14 protein-coding genes are annotated in these 17,281 nt (G+C 48.2%); 9 read left to right on the top strand and 5 right to left on the bottom strand.

Annotation, left to right across the window (positions count from 1 at the left end):
- Position 1: 1 nt before the first annotated feature.
- Together IEY24_RS00405 and IEY24_RS00400 are read left to right on the top strand one after the other, a co-directional pair.
- Positions 2–244 carry a helix-turn-helix domain-containing protein gene (locus IEY24_RS00405; protein WP_188927581.1) on the top strand — a complete coding sequence of 81 codons (243 nt, stop codon included), beginning with the start codon at positions 2–4 and terminating at the stop codon, positions 242–244.
- A 75-nt stretch (positions 245–319) separates the two neighbouring features.
- On the top strand, positions 320–754 hold the full coding sequence (locus IEY24_RS00400) for a hypothetical protein (protein WP_188927579.1): 435 nt from the start codon (positions 320–322) through the stop codon (positions 752–754).
- Positions 755–907: 153 nt separating this feature from the next.
- Here IEY24_RS00400 and IEY24_RS00395 read toward each other — a convergent pair whose 3' ends face one another.
- Positions 908–1,675 (bottom strand): hypothetical protein, encoded by a 768-nt coding sequence (locus IEY24_RS00395; protein ID WP_188927577.1) that lies wholly within the window; start codon positions 1,673–1,675, stop codon positions 908–910.
- Positions 1,676–3,290: 1,615 nt separating this feature from the next.
- Here IEY24_RS00395 and IEY24_RS00390 point away from each other — a divergent pair.
- Entirely contained in the window at positions 3,291–3,977 is a 687-nt protein-coding gene (locus tag IEY24_RS00390) for a transposase (protein ID WP_188927574.1), read from the top strand.
- Positions 3,950–4,291: a hypothetical protein gene (locus IEY24_RS00385; RefSeq protein ID WP_229221046.1), complete on the top strand. Its 342-nt coding sequence runs from the start codon at positions 3,950–3,952 to the stop codon at positions 4,289–4,291. Before IEY24_RS00390 ends, IEY24_RS00385 begins: the two co-directional genes overlap by 28 nt.
- A gap of 701 nt (positions 4,292–4,992) precedes the next feature.
- Here IEY24_RS00385 and IEY24_RS00380 read toward each other — a convergent pair.
- The 4 genes from IEY24_RS00380 to IEY24_RS00365 form a co-directional block, all read right to left on the bottom strand.
- Entirely contained in the window at positions 4,993–6,060 is a 1,068-nt protein-coding gene (locus IEY24_RS00380) for a glycoside hydrolase family protein (protein ID WP_188927572.1), read from the bottom strand.
- A gap of 90 nt (positions 6,061–6,150) precedes the next feature.
- On the bottom strand, positions 6,151–7,494 hold the full coding sequence (locus IEY24_RS00375; RefSeq protein WP_188927571.1) for a RagB/SusD family nutrient uptake outer membrane protein: 1,344 nt from the start codon (positions 7,492–7,494) through the stop codon (positions 6,151–6,153).
- Between the two features lie 12 nt (positions 7,495–7,506).
- Positions 7,507–10,707 carry a SusC/RagA family TonB-linked outer membrane protein gene (locus IEY24_RS00370; protein WP_188927570.1) on the bottom strand — a complete coding sequence of 1,067 codons (3,201 nt, stop codon included), beginning with the start codon at positions 10,705–10,707 and terminating at the stop codon, positions 7,507–7,509.
- A 15-nt stretch (positions 10,708–10,722) separates the two neighbouring features.
- Entirely contained in the window at positions 10,723–12,054 is a 1,332-nt protein-coding gene (locus IEY24_RS00365; RefSeq protein WP_188927564.1) for a redoxin domain-containing protein, read from the bottom strand.
- Between the two features lie 538 nt (positions 12,055–12,592).
- On the opposite strand from IEY24_RS00365, the gene IEY24_RS33025 reads away from it, so the two are divergent.
- The 5 genes from IEY24_RS33025 (at position 12,593) to IEY24_RS00340 (ending at position 17,264) form a co-directional block, all read left to right on the top strand.
- A complete protein-coding gene (locus tag IEY24_RS33025; protein ID WP_369009285.1) occupies positions 12,593–12,823 on the top strand; it encodes a helix-turn-helix domain-containing protein in 231 nt (76 codons plus the stop codon).
- 517 nt (positions 12,824–13,340) lie between these two features.
- Positions 13,341–13,832 (top strand): hypothetical protein, encoded by a 492-nt coding sequence (locus IEY24_RS00355; protein ID WP_188927562.1) that lies wholly within the window; start codon positions 13,341–13,343, stop codon positions 13,830–13,832.
- Positions 13,833–13,928: 96 nt separating this feature from the next.
- Complete coding sequence (locus IEY24_RS00350; RefSeq protein WP_188927560.1) at positions 13,929–14,252, top strand: DUF4134 domain-containing protein; 324 nt, start codon at positions 13,929–13,931, stop codon at positions 14,250–14,252.
- Between the two features lie 220 nt (positions 14,253–14,472).
- On the top strand, positions 14,473–14,799 hold the full coding sequence (locus tag IEY24_RS00345) for a DUF4133 domain-containing protein (protein WP_188927557.1): 327 nt from the start codon (positions 14,473–14,475) through the stop codon (positions 14,797–14,799).
- A gap of 5 nt (positions 14,800–14,804) precedes the next feature.
- The gene (locus tag IEY24_RS00340; RefSeq protein WP_188927555.1) at positions 14,805–17,264 is read left to right on the top strand and encodes a TraG family conjugative transposon ATPase; all 2,460 of its coding nucleotides are present in this window, start codon (positions 14,805–14,807) and stop codon (positions 17,262–17,264) included.
- Positions 17,265–17,281: the final 17 nt, after the last annotated feature.

Below are 17,281 nucleotides of genomic sequence, written 5' to 3'. Positions count from 1 at the left end.
GATGGCAATTGTAGTAAATTTAGACGTTGTAATGGCTAAACGAAAAATGTCACTTAATGAGCTTTCTGACAAAGTTGGATTGACTTTATCGAACCTTTCCATATTAAAGACAGGAAAAGCAAAGGCAATTAGATTTAGCACTTTGGAGGCAATTTGTAATGTATTAGAATGCCAACCAGGTGACATTTTAGAGTATGTTAATGACCAGCAAAAAACAACGGCCCGCTACAAGGATTTGGCTTAACGGCAGATGAAGTGCCATATTTGAGCATTAGAGTCTAATAAACATCTCCCACATGGTATTCTAATCACCACCAAAATGGAATTTGACAATAGAAAATCACAGTTAGAATTACAAGTCATCTGGAAGGATAGTGACATGATTGAATTAAGAGTTAAGGCAACCAATGGAAGGTTTTCCGGCACAACTGAGGTTTACGACACAACTGAATCCCTTAACGATTGGGTGCAATTGCTTGCCCAATTTCCGAACGGTAAACAACTGTTGGTATACGAAGCAGGAAAAAAAAGTGGATACGCTTTTTGGGGAATGAGAATTAACCTTCCTGACCCAACTGGCCTTGTCGGCGTTGAGATTACATTGGAGGAAAACAGCAACCGAAAAACCTGGCAAGATAAAGTGGAGCTAGAAATGCTGGTTTATCTTGCAGCGATCGACAACTTCCGCGAACAGCTTACAAAATTAATACTAAAAGAAGAAGGTGCCGCCTCGCTATATGGTGAAAGCCATTAACTGTCAGTCGCATATGTAACATCGGTTAACATAGTTGTGCAACAGCCACGCCCGTTTTGAGAGACATTTAATCATGTTCTGGTGATTGAACGTTGACCGATCCTCTATCCACCACAGATTTCCGCGTCCCTCAATGCTGATTCACTTTCAAAGTCAAAGATCCCACTCACTAATAAAACTCTCATCAGCCGCCTGTGCTGGGTAATAGTAAAATCCAATTAACAACTTGCTTCCAGATGGAACTTCATTTTTCTTCCCATCAATTAGAATCCTATCGCTCACCCAACGAGCTCCCTGCAAGATTTCCGCGAGGCGAATGTCGATTTCAGCGTTGAAACCAGTGACTGTTCTTACTGAATCAACATGGAGGTTGCTAGCAAAAGTGATCTCATAGATTGCAAAATCTGGAATCGTTTTAATTCCGTGAAATGTTCGTAGTTTATCGTGCAAGTCAGCGCCATAGAACGTTTTATCGGTGGCTCTGATATCATGACGATCTAAAAAATTAAGCATTTGAATTTCACGGATTTGAGTCTTGCCCGCGGAATCCGAGAGGACTCGGTAGCCTGAACACATGTCAAAGATATATTGACCGGTGCTGTCGAGTCGGGCGTAGACCAACAATTTAGTTCCCTCCTTAAAAAAGATATCGCAGGATGTGCGCCTCTTACCATCACTGCTTCCTTCGATCAGAATGGACTTAACGTTTTTGCCTTTAATGAGATGCTCGATCTCAATTTCAGACCTGTAGTGCAAAGCCGCACCCTGGTTTGGGAAATTTTTTACGATGGAAACCCGCGCGACGAAGTCGGACCGAACATATTTGTCCATGAACTTATAGTGACTGCACACACAGGCACTTGTGGAAAGTGTATACGTGATTCCAATCAGGAGCAACACAAACTTGGCAATGAGCGACATATTAATAGAGATTTTTAAGCGCAGTAATGTCATTAGGAACTCTTCCCGGGACGGCATTGCAAAGTTACATCGAACTACCAATACAGTCCTTAATGACGAAGCCCTCAAATGTCAACAAATATATATAGTTTATTTATATATTAAGTAAAATTGAATTATATTTCCGCAGGCATGAATCATGATCAATTGTACGATTTTATCTGCTCGGACCTGTCTCATTTATTGTGGGTAAAATGTGACAGCGGATGCTCAAATGCCTAAAAACAGTTGATAGGCGAACCATCAGTCAGCACACTTAAAAATTCGACTTGCGGTTGTTGCATCAACTGGCGGTTGGCGGTAAATTGACTCGATCGTCTCAGAAAACTAGGGGGGCCGTTGCACAACTCAAAAGCTTCGGTCCTGTAGTGATACATCCTCTTTTGTTGGCAAAAAATTGTGGTCTCAATGAATCCGTTTTATAGAGCTCTTCGAGTGGGTTCGCAAAAATGGAGAGCGTGTCTCCCATGTAAATGAGCCTATCCGGATTCTGGGCTGTAGCGAAGGCATCTTGGTAAAGCAGTGCCCATAACGATACCATCCATATTTTCACTTTTTGAGCGCTCCCCATCGACTGACAATTTTAAGATCTGATACAATTTTAGGTAAGCACACTATTACGAAATCTAAATTGACTGAAAGCAAGCTCCTCGCCATCAAAAATACACTGGTCTTTAAGTTCACGGCAATTATATAAGTTATTTATATATTATACAAGAATTAATTGATATTCTCGCGGCGATGAATCTGTGGAAATTTTACGATTTGACCGACCTCATCTTCGTCTCTAATAACGGCCGTGGGTGTTGCGCAACTCAAATTATTTGCGTTGAACTTTGCCTCTAGTTGCAATTAGCTGAATATCCGCAATGCTCTAATGACCGTTTTTCGATTCCGATTATACTGGCTTTTATCACAGAAATTAACTACCTCGCCATATATGTAGGCAATTTAAAAATACCATGGAAAGCAAGTTTTCGGCAAGGTCCTTTAAGCAAGACCCCCAGTCCAATTTATCAATTACTATAAGTGAAGGACTTTGTGGGGCGACATTTTCACTTTGGGATCTTGATGACCAGGATGTTACTACACACAAGGGAAGATTAATTTTCCATGACTGCTGGGCGGCTGAGTATCTGGGAGTGAAAATGCATACCTGCGATAGGCCATCGGAACTTTGCCATCCGAACATTTTCCTGAGTGCAATAGGAGAATCCCAATGGCTCGCCAATAAAATTCAGCAACGTGCGGAAATCTATCCAACGTGGCTGACTTGGGACAAAAGAGAATATATTCATTATCTATTGCAGGGACACGACCATTGGATCCAAGTACTAGCCCGTTCTTTCGAGTTTCAAATTGTCCCGTGGGAATCGCGATAGTTGAGCCTAAATAAATATTTAGCTGATAATCTGCATTTTAATCAAAGAAAGTCCTTCTGCAACCCCAGTATCTTGCTTCCTTTTTCGTAACTTCAGGAAGGAAAAATTACTCGGAAAAACTGTTCGTCAGCTTTCAACTTTCAGATCTTGTTCCTAAGGAAAATTTCTATCGCAGGCTTAGCGAAACGCTCGATTTGCAGTTTCTATACAGAGACACCAGCGAGCTGTATGGCAAAACTGGCAATCCATCGATCGATCCGGTCGTATTCTTTAAATTGATGTTGACAAGATATCTGGAAAACATTACATCTGATCGTCGGCTGACAGAACATTGTTCGGTGCGAATGGATATTTTGTACTTCATTGGCTATGATATTGATGAACCGCTACCTTGGCACTCCACAGTTAGCAGGACCAGGCAACTATATCCCGCCACTCTCTTCGAATCATTGTTTGAGAGGGTATTTGCCATGTGTATTGAAAAAGGAATGGTAGCGGGCCACACCCATGCCGTAGATTCCGCTCCCATTAAAGCAAACGCTTCGATAGAAACCCTTGAATTAAGGGTTCTGGCACAGTCAATTAAAGCGCATCTTACAGCCGTTGACTCCGTCAATCCGATTGAAAAAGAAGGTGACCAACGTGACAAGGCGGCTATGACTGCCAGTCCAAGCCAACTCAAACGCCTGGCAAAATACCAGGACAACTTAAATGCTGACAGGGCAAACCGACCGAAAGCCAGTAATGAGAAAGCGCAATTGCTAAGTAATAAACGCACTACAACCCGCATGATCCAGATGCTAGAATCTCAATTAAACCAGGCAAAGCGAGAAAATTTAATTACCACTGTTCAATGTCTGTTGACGTCGCCAAAGGGGTGATAAGTCATATTCAAGCTGACTTTGCCGACGGTCGCGACAGCCAGTATTTACCTAGACTCGCAAGTGTTTTACAGGATAGACTCATGAGAAATCATATGAGACTAACTGACCTGATGGCTGATGCAGGCTATTCAAACGGATACAATTATCAATTCCTGGAAAAGCGCAAAATCACGGGCTGGATTCCAGTCTTCGGAAAGCTTTCGCAGGAAACCAGAAAAGACGTCGACCTTCATGTGTCTCATTTCATAGATGCAGCCGAAGATTTACAGGAGCAGAAGGACAATGAGTCTCCCCGCGGATCAAACCAATAATATTTGGGAACCTCCACGGATCAAATATCTAATTTCAGGTGCTTGTATGCTGTTAAAATGCGGATGCTCTATCTACTTATTTACCCGACACAACGACTGCTGATGGGTAGCCAAAGGCGCTTCGGTCCAACGTAGACAAACCGATAATTGCCCGCTTACCCGGTTTAAAGTAAAACAGGGACACACAACGGAATTTCGAAAGGCGTTGACCGAGATGGTCTCAATGGCTATCCGTTTGGAAGCAAACATTATGTCAAAGACATACCAGGAAGAGACAAACCGAGGCTACTCTGGCTAATTAACATATGGACCAGTGCTGAATGATTTTGGCCTGCCTTATCCCTGTTAACATGGGCAATACCAGTCTCCTACCCTGGTAGCTCAAAGCAGAAACATTCGGAAAATGAATTTCGCTACTTTCGAAAAAACCTTGACCCCAAGTATGCTTTCCTCCTTTTTCCGGGGCAGCTTTAAATTCCGCCATACGTCCCGGTAAGCCCACAGAAGATTCCTCTGGTCAGGCCAGGACGGCAACCGTTTTCAGCCTGGTTATAAACTCTTACCGATCAATAAAACTATTACCCAATTGTAATTGGAACCTGAAATGCCCGGGTTGTATTTTAGCCGGCGTAACGAGCCCATGCCGCATATGAATGTAGGCGAAAATCCTGAACCGTTATTTCAACCTATTAGCTAACTAATTACAACAACCAAAGAAACTCGTCGAGCTCTTCGGGCCGGTCCTGCTGACCGTGAAGGGCCGCGAGCCCAATGCCAGAGAGTCCATGGTAGAAGCTGTATCCGTGATCGATGTTTCGATCATCGACTAATACCTTGGCCTTCAAACTCAACCATCTTGCCTTAGTGGCGAGGTCGCGAAAAATATCGTAGCCAGTCAATCGGTAGAGCTTATCAAATGCCAAGGCGATACCAGAGGTGCCCGAGGCCATGTCGAGTGCACTGATACCGTGATCGAGTACAGAGTAGGCGCAGTCAATTAAAATTTGTAAGCCGGCTGTTATCCAATCGCCCCTGTGAAAACACATTCCTGCGCGCAGCAATGCGTATCCTTTACCCAGCTCCCCTGTCTGGAATCCGGGGTCGGTTTGGGTGTTGCTTAGATCATTGACGTTCTCGCAAATCTTTTCGGCAAGCGTTGAAACGCCGCCTATCCCCTCTTTTTGATCCACCAGCCCGATCTCTGCTGCCGCTGAAACAAACAGCAATGGCGCAGAAAGTCCTGTTCGAAGATTCTCATTTCCGCATCCGGTAGCGCCGACAAAACAAGCCTCACCCCCGGCTGCCAAAGCTGAAACAAACCCTTTAATTGGCCCCGCGAAATGCGTCGCCCCTGCGTTAAACCGCCTGAGCGCATAAAGCGCCGCCCCAAGATCCGAATTTTCAAAACCAGCGATCTGGCAGCGGCGAGCCATTGCTGCAAGGGCGAGCTTGTCGATATCCTCAAAAAAAAACTCCTGCTCGATCTGGATAAAACCACGCTCAGAAAGCCTGTGGGAAACCAGGGCTAAGTCGGCAAAATCCAGCCAACTGGTCTTCCCAGAGACGACGCCATTGCAGCCACGATCAAATAGCTCCTGAACCTCTCCCCTAAGATCAACCCGCTCAAAGCTGGCACCATACTGGCTCATAAACAGGGCGCAGGAGAATGCTCCCTGGCTCAATCCACAACCAGAGACTTTCCAGCTTCCGCCTTGGATCACCTGGTAGATTTGCTCTAAATCGCTGGCAAGCACAGCTGGATATTCCATGTTTGACGATACTACACGATGCATATCGCAGGTTTTTGATACGAAATAAAATCAGAAATCACCCGCCGGACTAATCCGGCGAGCCCGATCTCATCTTGGGTTTTGCTGGATTCCACTGGTGGAAACCTCATTAGATGGAATAGGAAACGTATATCTGGGGCTACCTGGGGCAAGAACATATTCTTTACCCTCATGCCTTCTTCGAAGTGTGGTCTTAAATGCCTCCTGCATATTTAACCTACGCAGATCAGCCCATCTTAGACCACGGGCAACGAGCTCTTTTTTTCGCTCAGCGATCACGAGTCGCAGTGCCTGCTCGGCAGTTGCCGCAACAAGAGGCTTGAAGACTCCATTCTTGAAGCGCTTCACCAGAAGCGCGTTCAGATCCGATAGCGCAAGGCTGGTATTACCTAACCGGGCGTAAGACTCGGCCCTTGTCAGATAGACCTCATCGGTTGCCAGACCGCTAAAAAAGCCAAAGCTGCCTGCATAACTTCCCTTATAGAATACCGTCCCGTCAGCGAGCGTGTCAAAATAGCACTGCTTGCGCAGATCCCCCGAGCCGTAGCTCGCATAGAGCGAATAATCAACCTGATAGTAAGGTGTAAAGAAAAACAGGTAAAAATTCATCCTGTTATAATAGAGCACTTCCTGATTGGCATCTTTGGGTGAATTAGGGAAGCTCAATTTGGCGGCCGGATCCAGATCATTAAAGTCGACCAATTTGCCAGAAAGGGCCAGGGACGCAGAAGCGCTCTTTTCGGCGCTTTCGTAATCACCCATCGCGAGCTGGACCCGCGCCATCAGCGCGTAAGCCGCCGCTCGCGACGGCCTGTTCTTCCAGACAGATTCGGCAGTGATCAGCTCGGCTGCCTGCCGCAAATCAGCCAGGATTTGCTGGTAGGTATCTAGCAAACTTGCACGTGGGACAGTCTTAGTCACCTCGGTCGTCAATTTCAGCGGTATTCCAAGCTGCGAGCGGGCACTGGCTGCCTCATAGGGAGGAGCAAACTGCTGGGCGAGCCCATAGAAGGCGTTGGCACGGTAGAAGTAAGCATACCCCATCAGATTGGATAGCTCCGGACCGGGGCTGAGCTTACCAGCACCCTCCATAACCAGGTTAGCGGCAAATACAGCTTTGTAAGGCACATCCCAGTCCGCAGAGCCCGCTCCACTGTACAGATCGTCAGCCCACAGATAGGCCTGCCTTTCGACATACTCCCAGGATTGGAACTGCTGGAAGCTTGCCGTAAACTCGTCCCCGGCGATCAGGTTTAATCCCGGTGAATTCATGCTGTCAAAATTATCGAGCACGGCTTGATAGTCGGCCAAAGTCCTAGGAACGACCAGCGCCTTATCGGGCTTAACATCCAGAAACGAGTCCTGGCATCCCGAAAGCATGGCCAATATGGGCCAGATCAAATATTTCTTCATCGCTGTTCTCGTTTAAAAATTTGCGCGGATGCCCAGAGAAATGCTTCGTTGAGGTGGGGTCGTATCGACAAAATCAGGGTCTAGGCTGCCCTTCATTTCCTTCCAGATCACACCCAGGTTTGCCGCATATGCATAAATCTCAAAATCCCGGATAAAGCTGCCTGATGAAACTGCATTCCATGAATAACCCGCCCTGATATCCTGCAAACGGAGATGGTCTGCCCTTTCTACCAGATCCTGGGAGCCGGTATAGAATAAATCCCGGTTAGTGTTGGTCGAAGCGGGCATCGAAGGCACATGGGTTAGCAGCTCATCGCCTGGCTGTTTCCAGCGTTTTGAAAAATCCCCGTGGGCTGTCACGCCAGTCAATACCTGCGAGTAAAGCACCGAAGGCAGCCGCACGTAATAGGCAAGCCGGTAGCCGATATTGGCTGACAAACTCCAATTGCGCCAGCTGACCGTATTGCGCAGGCCGCCGAAGACAAGCGGACGGGAAGAGCCGTGGTAAACAAGCGAATTTAAATCTGCCACTGCCAGCAGCGCCGAGTAGTTCTTACTGACCTTCCCATCAAGCCATCCTCTGGGATCCCCGTTCTCGGGGTCCAGGCCGGCCGAAGGCAAGCTGTACATTCCCGTCAAATAGCGCCCCTGGGTAGGATAACCATTCGCTGAGACTACATAATCGCCCCTAAGGTTACTGGACTTGGGAAGGTATTTGCTGACTTTGATGCTCGCATAGCTAAGGATAAACTGGGTTTGCCAGCTAAATTTACCCTGAAAGTTATTGCTGGTTAAAAGCACATCTATGCCTCTACCACTGGTATTAGCAGTGTTCCCACGGTAGCTGGTCAATCCCGTTTGCGGGGCAAGCGGAGCATCCCCTATCAAATCAAACCCTTTTTTGATGTAGTACTCTATGCTACCGGAGACCCGGCCGGCAGCTGTTTTAAAATCCACGCCGAAATTCATCATCCTAACGCGCTCCCAGCGCAGGTCGGGATTGGGCGGGTTGCGGATCAGCGAATATGGAAGACCGATCTCGGTCTGCGAAGCGATGCTATAATAGGCCGTAGTGTAAGCAGAGAGCGTCCTATCTATGTTACCATTGTAGCCGTAGGTGGCGCGTAGTTTCAGCTGCGGGAGCCACCTGGCATGAAAAAACTTCTCCTGGTGCACATTCCAGCCAACTCCCACTGAGTACAGCGGCACACCCCGCTGATTGGCATTCACCCCAAAAAGGTTGGACATGTCTTTTCTGCCGCTGGCCGAAATCAGGTATCTGCCGTCGAAGGTGTAGGCTGCATTGGCATAATAAGAAACGAACCGGTCGGTCAGGCTGCTCATCCCGCCATATTGCGGGATCCGGTTGGAGGCGGAGGCAGGATTAATATAGGACTTAAAAGTAGACAGGTAGTCAACCTGTTGAAAGCTGCCCAGCGCGTCATCGTATCCATAGCTGCGCCACGCATTGGACTTTGTGCCCAGATCGCGCACTTCGGCACCAGCGATTGCGGTCAATTGGTGCTTCTCTAAGATCGTCTTCTCAAAGTTGGCTTGCGCCCGCGCGAAATAACCCGAAACATCAACCGCAGACTGATCCAGGACGTCCCCAACCGGCACTGGCCTTACTAGCCCTGTCTCGGAAGCAATCGTAAATCGGTTAACAAGGTCGCGTACCGTCCAGCTTTTCTGGTTTTGCTGCCGCCATCCACGCGAGCTGCTGCCTGTATACTGGAATAACCCCTCTGCACTTAACCCCGGAAGGATTTTGTAGCGAAGCCCGGTATTGATGCGGTAGTCGAGCTGTCTGGTTTGATAATTGCGATAGCCCATCTCGTCCAGGGGCACAAAGCCCCAGTTCAGCAGTCCTTTCGAGGCCGCTTCATCCAAAAAACTGTTGCGATAGTAGTGGCTGAGCCTGGCTGGGTTACCAGACTCGTCAGTGAAAGATGCATACGGGTAGACTGCGCTGGTGGATGTCAGATTGAAATAAGATAACCCGAGGGCATTGTCAATCATACGCTGGCGGGTAAGGTAGACTCCCGTAGAAAGCTCGGCTTTGCCTTTTAAAAGTGTCAAATCGTTATTGGCACTCACAGTTACGCGCTCAGAGCTATTTCCAATCTGCGAGGAGAGTCCTTTATCGTAGCCAGCCGAAAGGTGAAAACGCGAGGCCTTTCCCCCACCCTGCAAGCTGAGCGCGTATTGTTGATTGACACTGTTTCGGTAAAGGTATTTGCGGTAGTCATTTCTGACATCGACATTACGCAATGCGTTGATTTGTGCATCGGCGCTCCCGGCCGATATCTTTCCATCACGGGCTGCGATCAAAAGCTCGACCACCGGAGTGAGCGCAGGTTTGCCGGGGCTGTTTTCGGCGGTTTTGTAATAGCCTCTGGAAAACAGCAGCTGCTCCATATCGATGACCTGAGAGCTGGACATCCTCGGCAGGTAAAAAGGATCAGGCTTCTGGGTTACAGTCAGGCTGGTATTCAAGCTCACCCGAAGCGGCTGCTCGTAGGCTGCCTTTTTAGTGGTGATCACAATAACCCCATTGGCAGACTGAGCCCCCCAGATCGAAGCGGCTGCGGCATCTTTGAGCACAGTCACACTTTCAATATCATTCGGGTTGATCGCGTTCAAATCACCCGTATAGGGGAAATTGTCCAGCACGATCAGCGGGTCCGCTTTGGCAAAAATCGTGCTCTGCCCCCGGATCGAAATGTTGGTCTGGCTGCCGGGTTTGACAATCCCGCGGTTAAAGATCAGGCCAGGCGTTACATCTGCCAGCCGGCTGATCACATCCGGCCCTACGCTCCGGTTGAATAGTTTCTGGTCTACCTGGGCAAATGAGCCGGTCGCGCGCTCTTTGGGCAGTTGCTGATAACCGATTGAGACGATCACCTCGCTCAATTGGCTGCTGCTGGCTTCTAGCTCAATATCCAAAGATCTCGCTACCGAAGCACGGACCTCCTTTGTCTGGTAACCAATAAAGGAAACTGCCAGCGTAGCCGTATCTGCGGAAAGATTAAGTCTAAACCGGCCCAGCGAATCAGCCATCGTTCCGTTGCGTGTGCCTTTAATGACTACCGAAGCCCCGGGTAAGATGCCCCCGTCTGCCCCTCGCACCCTCCCGGTGACTTCACCGGATTTCTGCGCCCAAACCGCGCCGCAGCTCAGCAAAAAAGCAATAAACAATATAGATCGTCTCATAGCGAAAGGGCTTACTTATTTTCGATCACCAATAACCAGCACCTGGATAGGCGCCTGAACCGGCTCTAACACAAACCCGTATTTGGCCAGCTCTGAATTCAGCGCTTTCAGATCAGACCATCCCGCAGTGAGCAGCATGTCCATCTTACCGGTAAACCCGGTTTGGTCGACTACCATCGTGTTCAGCCGTTGAAAGTAGTTCAAGCGGCGTATGATCTGCCCAACCGATGCATTGGAGACTTTCCATTCGTATGGTCCCAGGTCAAGAATGGTTTTCCCTCCACTGCTGGCCAGTGCCCGGGCTGTAGAAATACGCTTCAGGGCCAGACAGGCCGTGTCCCGCTGCTCAACTGCCGAGGTGTATTCGGGAAAGAACATTTCAAGGTCTCGCTGCATTAGTTTGAAGGCCTGCTTTTCCTGATCCAGGCCGACTGCGAGCTCATAACAAAAGCCGTTGCCGTCCTGAAGCCATTTCTCATAGGGCCCGCCGACAAGTGATGAAGTCAACCGGCCCTTATCGCGCACCTCAAAAATGGTATTAGTTTCGTTGAAAGGGACTCCATTAAGCGCGTGAGCGATCTTGAAAAACCAGGCCCGCTCGCAATTTCGGACCGTGATCCGAAAGTGGGACGTGCTATCGCGCAGGATTGAATGCCCAAAGCCTATTCCGGGAGTGTACCGGGTGAAAAGCGAATGGTAAAGCATATTTGAACCGTCCCCACCGTTTCTGTCCAGCATCAGCGGCCAGTACGGGCTGTATGGAATCCTTTTCTCATCGCTTTTTTGCTCCATAACAGGCACAGTGCCTGAAAGCATCTTTGTAATATTAGCGGCGTTAAGCTCCTGCATGCCGGTGATCGCCCGGATCACACCGGAAGCGTCAATCCAGACATAATGCGGGACGGCATTATACGCAAACAAGCGTGATAAGGTAGTGTCACCTGTGACACCGGGTATACCTATACGTTTGGGATTACGGCGGTAATATTTTGAAAAGAAGGACTGGATCTCCTTTTCACTTTGATAGGTGACTGATAGGATCTGCGCCTTTCCATCAAATTGCCGCTGAAGTGAATCTAAAACCGGCAGCATCTTCACGCAAGGGCCGCACCAGCTCGCCCAGAAGTCAAGGATCAACAGTTTACCCCGGAAATCGGCAAGCGAAACAGTTGGTGAACTGTAATCCATCACGCCGGAAAGGCGTAGATCAGGCAAACGGTCACCGACTTGCAGGGGCCTGGACGCCTGGGCGCGCGCCGGGCTCCACATAACAAGCAGATAGTAGGCAAAGACCAAATACAGAATATAGGACAGTCTTTTCCCGGGAGAGCAATAAATGAATTTCATTGCAATGAATTTTGGAGTGAATAAATAAGAAACAAAAGGCGCGAAAATGCTTGCCCCGCTTAATGAAGCAGGTCAGAGCAAAATCAGCAAGTGAGCTCGAAGTTGCTACTCGGGCTTTCGAATAATAAGTTGGAAAATGAAAGAGCAGAACATAGGCCACCAAAAGGTTTTCATAATGGAACAAAGTACTATGTCACTCGGGAAGTTTGAATGAGACCCCTTTCCGGATAAAAGGGCGTGGATTCAAACTTACTGTTATCGGGGCCCTAGGAAGCCTGCGCACGGATAAGTTTGCCCACGCCCGGGTCGTGAGCGAATCGACTTATCATCCCGTGCATATTGAAATTTCCTAGGTTTCGATAACGAGACTCAAAGCGAATGCTTCTGATATTCTGAAGTATCGCAAATAATAACATAGCCAGCATCAAATTTCGACACCCGCCAATTGTTTTAACAAATATAACAAAAAGTTACATTTAATGGTACATGTACCATTGAGAAAATTTCGTAAAAGGTTGTGCTTGCAACAAAAAACTAGATGTTGTTGTCGCCAATCGAGAAATATATCGTTGAGAAGGTCCGAGAAAAGCGCAAAGCGCTTGGTCTTTCTCAGATGGCACTTTCTCAAAAATTGGAGATGACTGATACCTTTGTTTCGCACGTTGAAGCTTCAAGTCGGCGCGCGAAGTACAATATTAATCACCTAAACGCTTTGGCAAAAGCGTTGGAATGTTCTCCGAAGGATTTCTGGCCAGAAGACCCTTTATAGATACATCCTGCCTTTTCCATTTTGCATTTGTAAACCTTCTACTTAAAAGAGTGATATCCGATTTGCTCTAATTCCCTGGCTGCTCCAATCCTTGAATAACTGCCTCAAAATAAGCCTTATCCTTGAGAATTCGGTTTTCAATATTGCTGAATTTGTAAAGCGTGTCTGGGTTCTCGTCATGCAAAACATAGCTCGCTGACTTCTCTCATCGATAAATTTTGAAGTTGGTCAGAGAAGATGACCCAGTCTATCTGGGGTAGATAGCTATCGACATCAAACGGTGATACTTCGCCGATAAATTCAAATTTAGGTTTTCCAAGATTTTCAATACACAAATAATTCACTTGCTTTCACTCCGCATCATCAGTCCGTTTTTGGGCAAGAAGAAAAAGGGTACAAAAAGGTACAACAAAACTTGTACTTTTCTGTACCCTTTCCTGACGACTTACTTTGTAGCGTAACAAAAATCAACCGGCAACCCAAGGCCGGTCACTTCAAACGCAAACCTAAGACGCATATGTTTACCTCAAACCCCTGGGCTGTTTATGCGGGAATTCTCGCCGGTGCCCTGCTGATTTACTACACCTTCGTTGGATGGAAATATTTTCGAACCGAAATCAATCGCCTGCTTGGTGGAAGACCCAGGAAACGGCAGTTTGACGCTGGCACTTTAAGCAAAGCAATTGGAAAAACGTCCGACCCGAGCCGTCCGGACCAAGAAATTTTAAACGAGCAGGACCCGCAGCCAGAATGGCAAAACGAAGAAATGTCAACCAGGGTAGAGAACCTTTATGAACACCTGGCAACAGAAATCGAAGAAGCCCATCAGAAAGGCTATGACAGGCAGGACCTGATCCAAATGCTTCAAATAATCCTGAAAGATTACCAGATGCTTAAAAGATCGCCTTTCCAGTTTGCGGTAAATAATCGTATTGACGCCGAGTGCGCAAAATATGGCTCCATACATCTCAGCGAGGGTGATAAAGGTGAGGTTTGGGGGATGTTTTAATGGAGCCCGCCCAACGATCTGACCCCTTCCGAGTTGCGGAAGGGTGTCAGACGGAGGGGAATCGCAAGTATGTTCAACTTAAACGGATAGAGGAGTATGAAAACGAGCAGAAAGAATCCACCGGTGAGGTACGCCCTTTCACTTACATTGGCTCTGGGCCTAATCAGCACGATCACATGGGCCCAGGACGGGGCAGCAGGTATCCAGGAAGCCGATTCGCAAGTCAGATCCTACTTTGAGCCCGGCACAAACCTGATGTATGCCATCGGGGCAGTACTGGGTCTGGTTGGCGCAGTAAAGGTTTTTCAAAAATGGAATGCGGGCGATCAGGATACTGGCAAAGTTGCTGCGGCATGGTTTGGTAGCTGCATTTTCCTGGTGGTGGTGGCGACAGTATTGCAATCTTTCTTCGGACTCTAGGCCGGCAAAAGGTAGGCTTAAAGGCTTGACGTATAAACATTACCGGCAACCTTTAAATGCCTACCTTTTGATCAAACGCGCCAGATGAATCAAACAATTGATAGTATGGGAATTTACATCGGCGAGCGGCTCAGAGACTATTTATCGTTCCTTGTTCGCCTCAATAACCCCAGATATGGTTTCAAAACCTACAAAGTGATCAAGAGAAACCCAATAGCAGATGGCACGAATCACATATGTGGTAAACAAGGGAATCAATCGCAGCATCGTTTTTCGCGGGCTTAAAGGGCAGTACATCTGGTATGCAGGCGGGGCAATGTTCATGGTGATGATTATGTATGCGCTCATGTATGTCTGCGGAGTGAATACCTACCTGTGCCTTTTGATTGCCGTATGCCTGGCCGCCGCATCGATCATGACAGTCTACCAGCTCAGCAACAGCTTTGGCGAGCACGGTCTGAGCAAAGCACTGGCGGCCCGAAAAGTCCCAAGCCTTGTCAAGGCCACTTCCAGAAAACGGTTCATAACCAGGATTAAATCAAATTAAAGCAAATGGAAAAGCTACTCGATGATCTGCTACCGATACTGGATGTGGAGCATGATATGATCCTCTCGCGCCAGGGCGATGTAACGATCGTTTTCCGGGCTGAGATGCCCGAGATCTTCACGCTCTCTGAGCAGCAGTACGAGGCCTTTCATCAGACATGGGTTAAGGCCATCAAGATGCTCCCCTCCCGCGCTTTGCTGCATAAACAAGACTGGTTTGTTACAAAAGAGTTTTCTGCCAACCGCTCAGAGCCAGTCAGCTTTCTAAGCCAGGCCAGCGACAAATTCTTTAAGGGAAGACCCTACCTTTCCCATGAATGCTATGTGATGCTGACCAAATCGCCCCAGGAAAGAAAACTATCCAGCTCGCTGACCTCTAACCTGATTCGCAGCTCGATTGCGCCTCGGCAGACGCTAGACAAAGCAGCGCTCGATGATTTTTTGGACAGTGCCACCCAGTTCAAACGTATTTTAGAGGACAGTGGTATGAGCCGGCTCACCCAACTACAAAACGATCAGCTGCTAAGTCAGGCGCGCCGGGCGGGCCTGATCGAAAAGTACGCGTTTCTGCTGACCGGCACTGATCAGAGGCTGCTGCGTGAGATCAGCTTTGAGAAGGGAATTCAGATCGGGGACAGACTATGCAGCCTTTACACGCTGGCTGACGCGGCTGATCTTCCAGGGTTTTGCAGCGCTGCGACAACCTATGAGCGCTACTCGACTGACCGCGCCAAATTCAGTGTCGGTTTTGCTAGCCTTCTCGGGCAGCTACTGGCCTGCAATCACATCTACAACCAGTACGTCTTTACTGGCGAGGGTGAGAAGACGCTCAAACGCCTTGAAAGCAAAAGGCTCAGGCTGCAATCCCTTTCGATTTATGCCCGCGAGAACAGTCTGGCCCTTGAGGCCACCAACGAATTTTTAAACGAAGCCATCCGCGAGCAGCGGCTCCCGGTCAAAGCACATTTCAATGTGCTGGCCTGGACAGAAGAGCACGGCTCTGTGAAAGAACTAAAAAGCATGGTCTCATCGGCACTTGCCCAGCTGGACAGCTCAGCCAAACAGGAGACCTCCGGAGCCCCCCAGATTTTCTGGGCGGGCATACCGGGAAACGCAGCCGATTTTCCCATGAACGATACTTTCGACACATTCGCAGAACAGGCCGCGTGCTTTTTCAATCTGGAAGGCCCCTACCGGTCCTCAAAGGGCAGCTTCGGGATCCGGCTTGGCGACCGGCTTACCGGCAAACCAGTACTGGTCGATATCTCCGATGAGCCGATCAAAAAGGGGATCTGTACCAATCGCAATAAGTTTATTCTCGGCCCTTCCGGAAGCGGTAAAAGCTTTTTTACCAATCACATGGTCAGAAGCTATTACGATTCCGGCGCGCATATTGTGCTCGTCGATGTGGGTCACAGCTACAAAGGGCTCTGCGATATGGTTTCGGGATACTATTTCACTTATGATGAGAAAAACCCGATCCGGTTTAACCCTTTTTACATAGCGAAAGGCGATGCCCTTGACACTGAAAAGAAGGAAAGCATCAAAACGCTGCTACTAGCGCTTTGGAAAAAGGACGACGAGACTTTCAGACGATCAGAGTATGTCGCCCTTTCAGTGGCGCTTGCCCAGTACTATGAGCACATTCAAGACAGCGGCATTTTTCCATGCTTTGATAGTTTCTACGAGTTCCTGCAGACCCAATTCGTGCAGGTACTCAAACAGGACCAGGTCAAAGACAAGGATTTTGATATAGGTAATTTCCTTTACGTTCTCAGGCCCTATTACCGTGGCGGCGAGTTTGATTACCTTCTGAACGCGAAAGAAAACATCGATCTTTTATCAGAGCGCTTTATCGTCTTTGAGCTGGATAACATCAAAGAACACCCGATCCTGTTTCCGATCGTGACCATTATCATCATGGAGGTTTTTATCTCCAAGATGAGAAAGCTCTCCGGCATCCGGAAAGTGATCCTGATCGAGGAAGCCTGGAAGGCAATCGCCAAAGAGGGAATGGCCGAATACATTAAGTACCTGTTCAAAACGGTCAGAAAGTTCTTTGGTGAAGCGATTGTGGTCACTCAGGAAGTGGAAGATATTATCTCCTCCCCGATTGTCAAGCAGGCCATCATCAACAACTCGGATTGCAAGATCCTTCTGGATCAATCCAAGTATCAAAACAAGTTTGATCAGATCCAGGAACTTTTGGGCCTGACCGAAAAGGAAAAGTCGCTGGTGCTCTCAGTCAACAAGGCCAATGACCCGCTGCTGCGCTATAAGGAGGTCTTCATCAGTCTGGGCGGGGCGCTCTCCAAAGTTTACCGCACCGAGGTCAGCCTGGAAGAATACCTGACCTATACCACTGAGCAAACCGAAAAGATCAAGGTGCAGCAGTATGCCCAGCAGCTGGGCAGCATACAGGCTGGCGTTGCTGCCCTTGCCCAACAAATGCGCCGGAATGGCTAATCTCAAATCAAAGACTG

The organism is Dyadobacter endophyticus (assembly GCF_014641595.1).
Classification (GTDB): domain Bacteria; phylum Bacteroidota; class Bacteroidia; order Cytophagales; family Spirosomataceae; genus Dyadobacter; species Dyadobacter endophyticus.
Note: the sequence above shows the minus strand (reverse complement) of the source record. Positions and strands in the feature narration are given on the sequence as shown.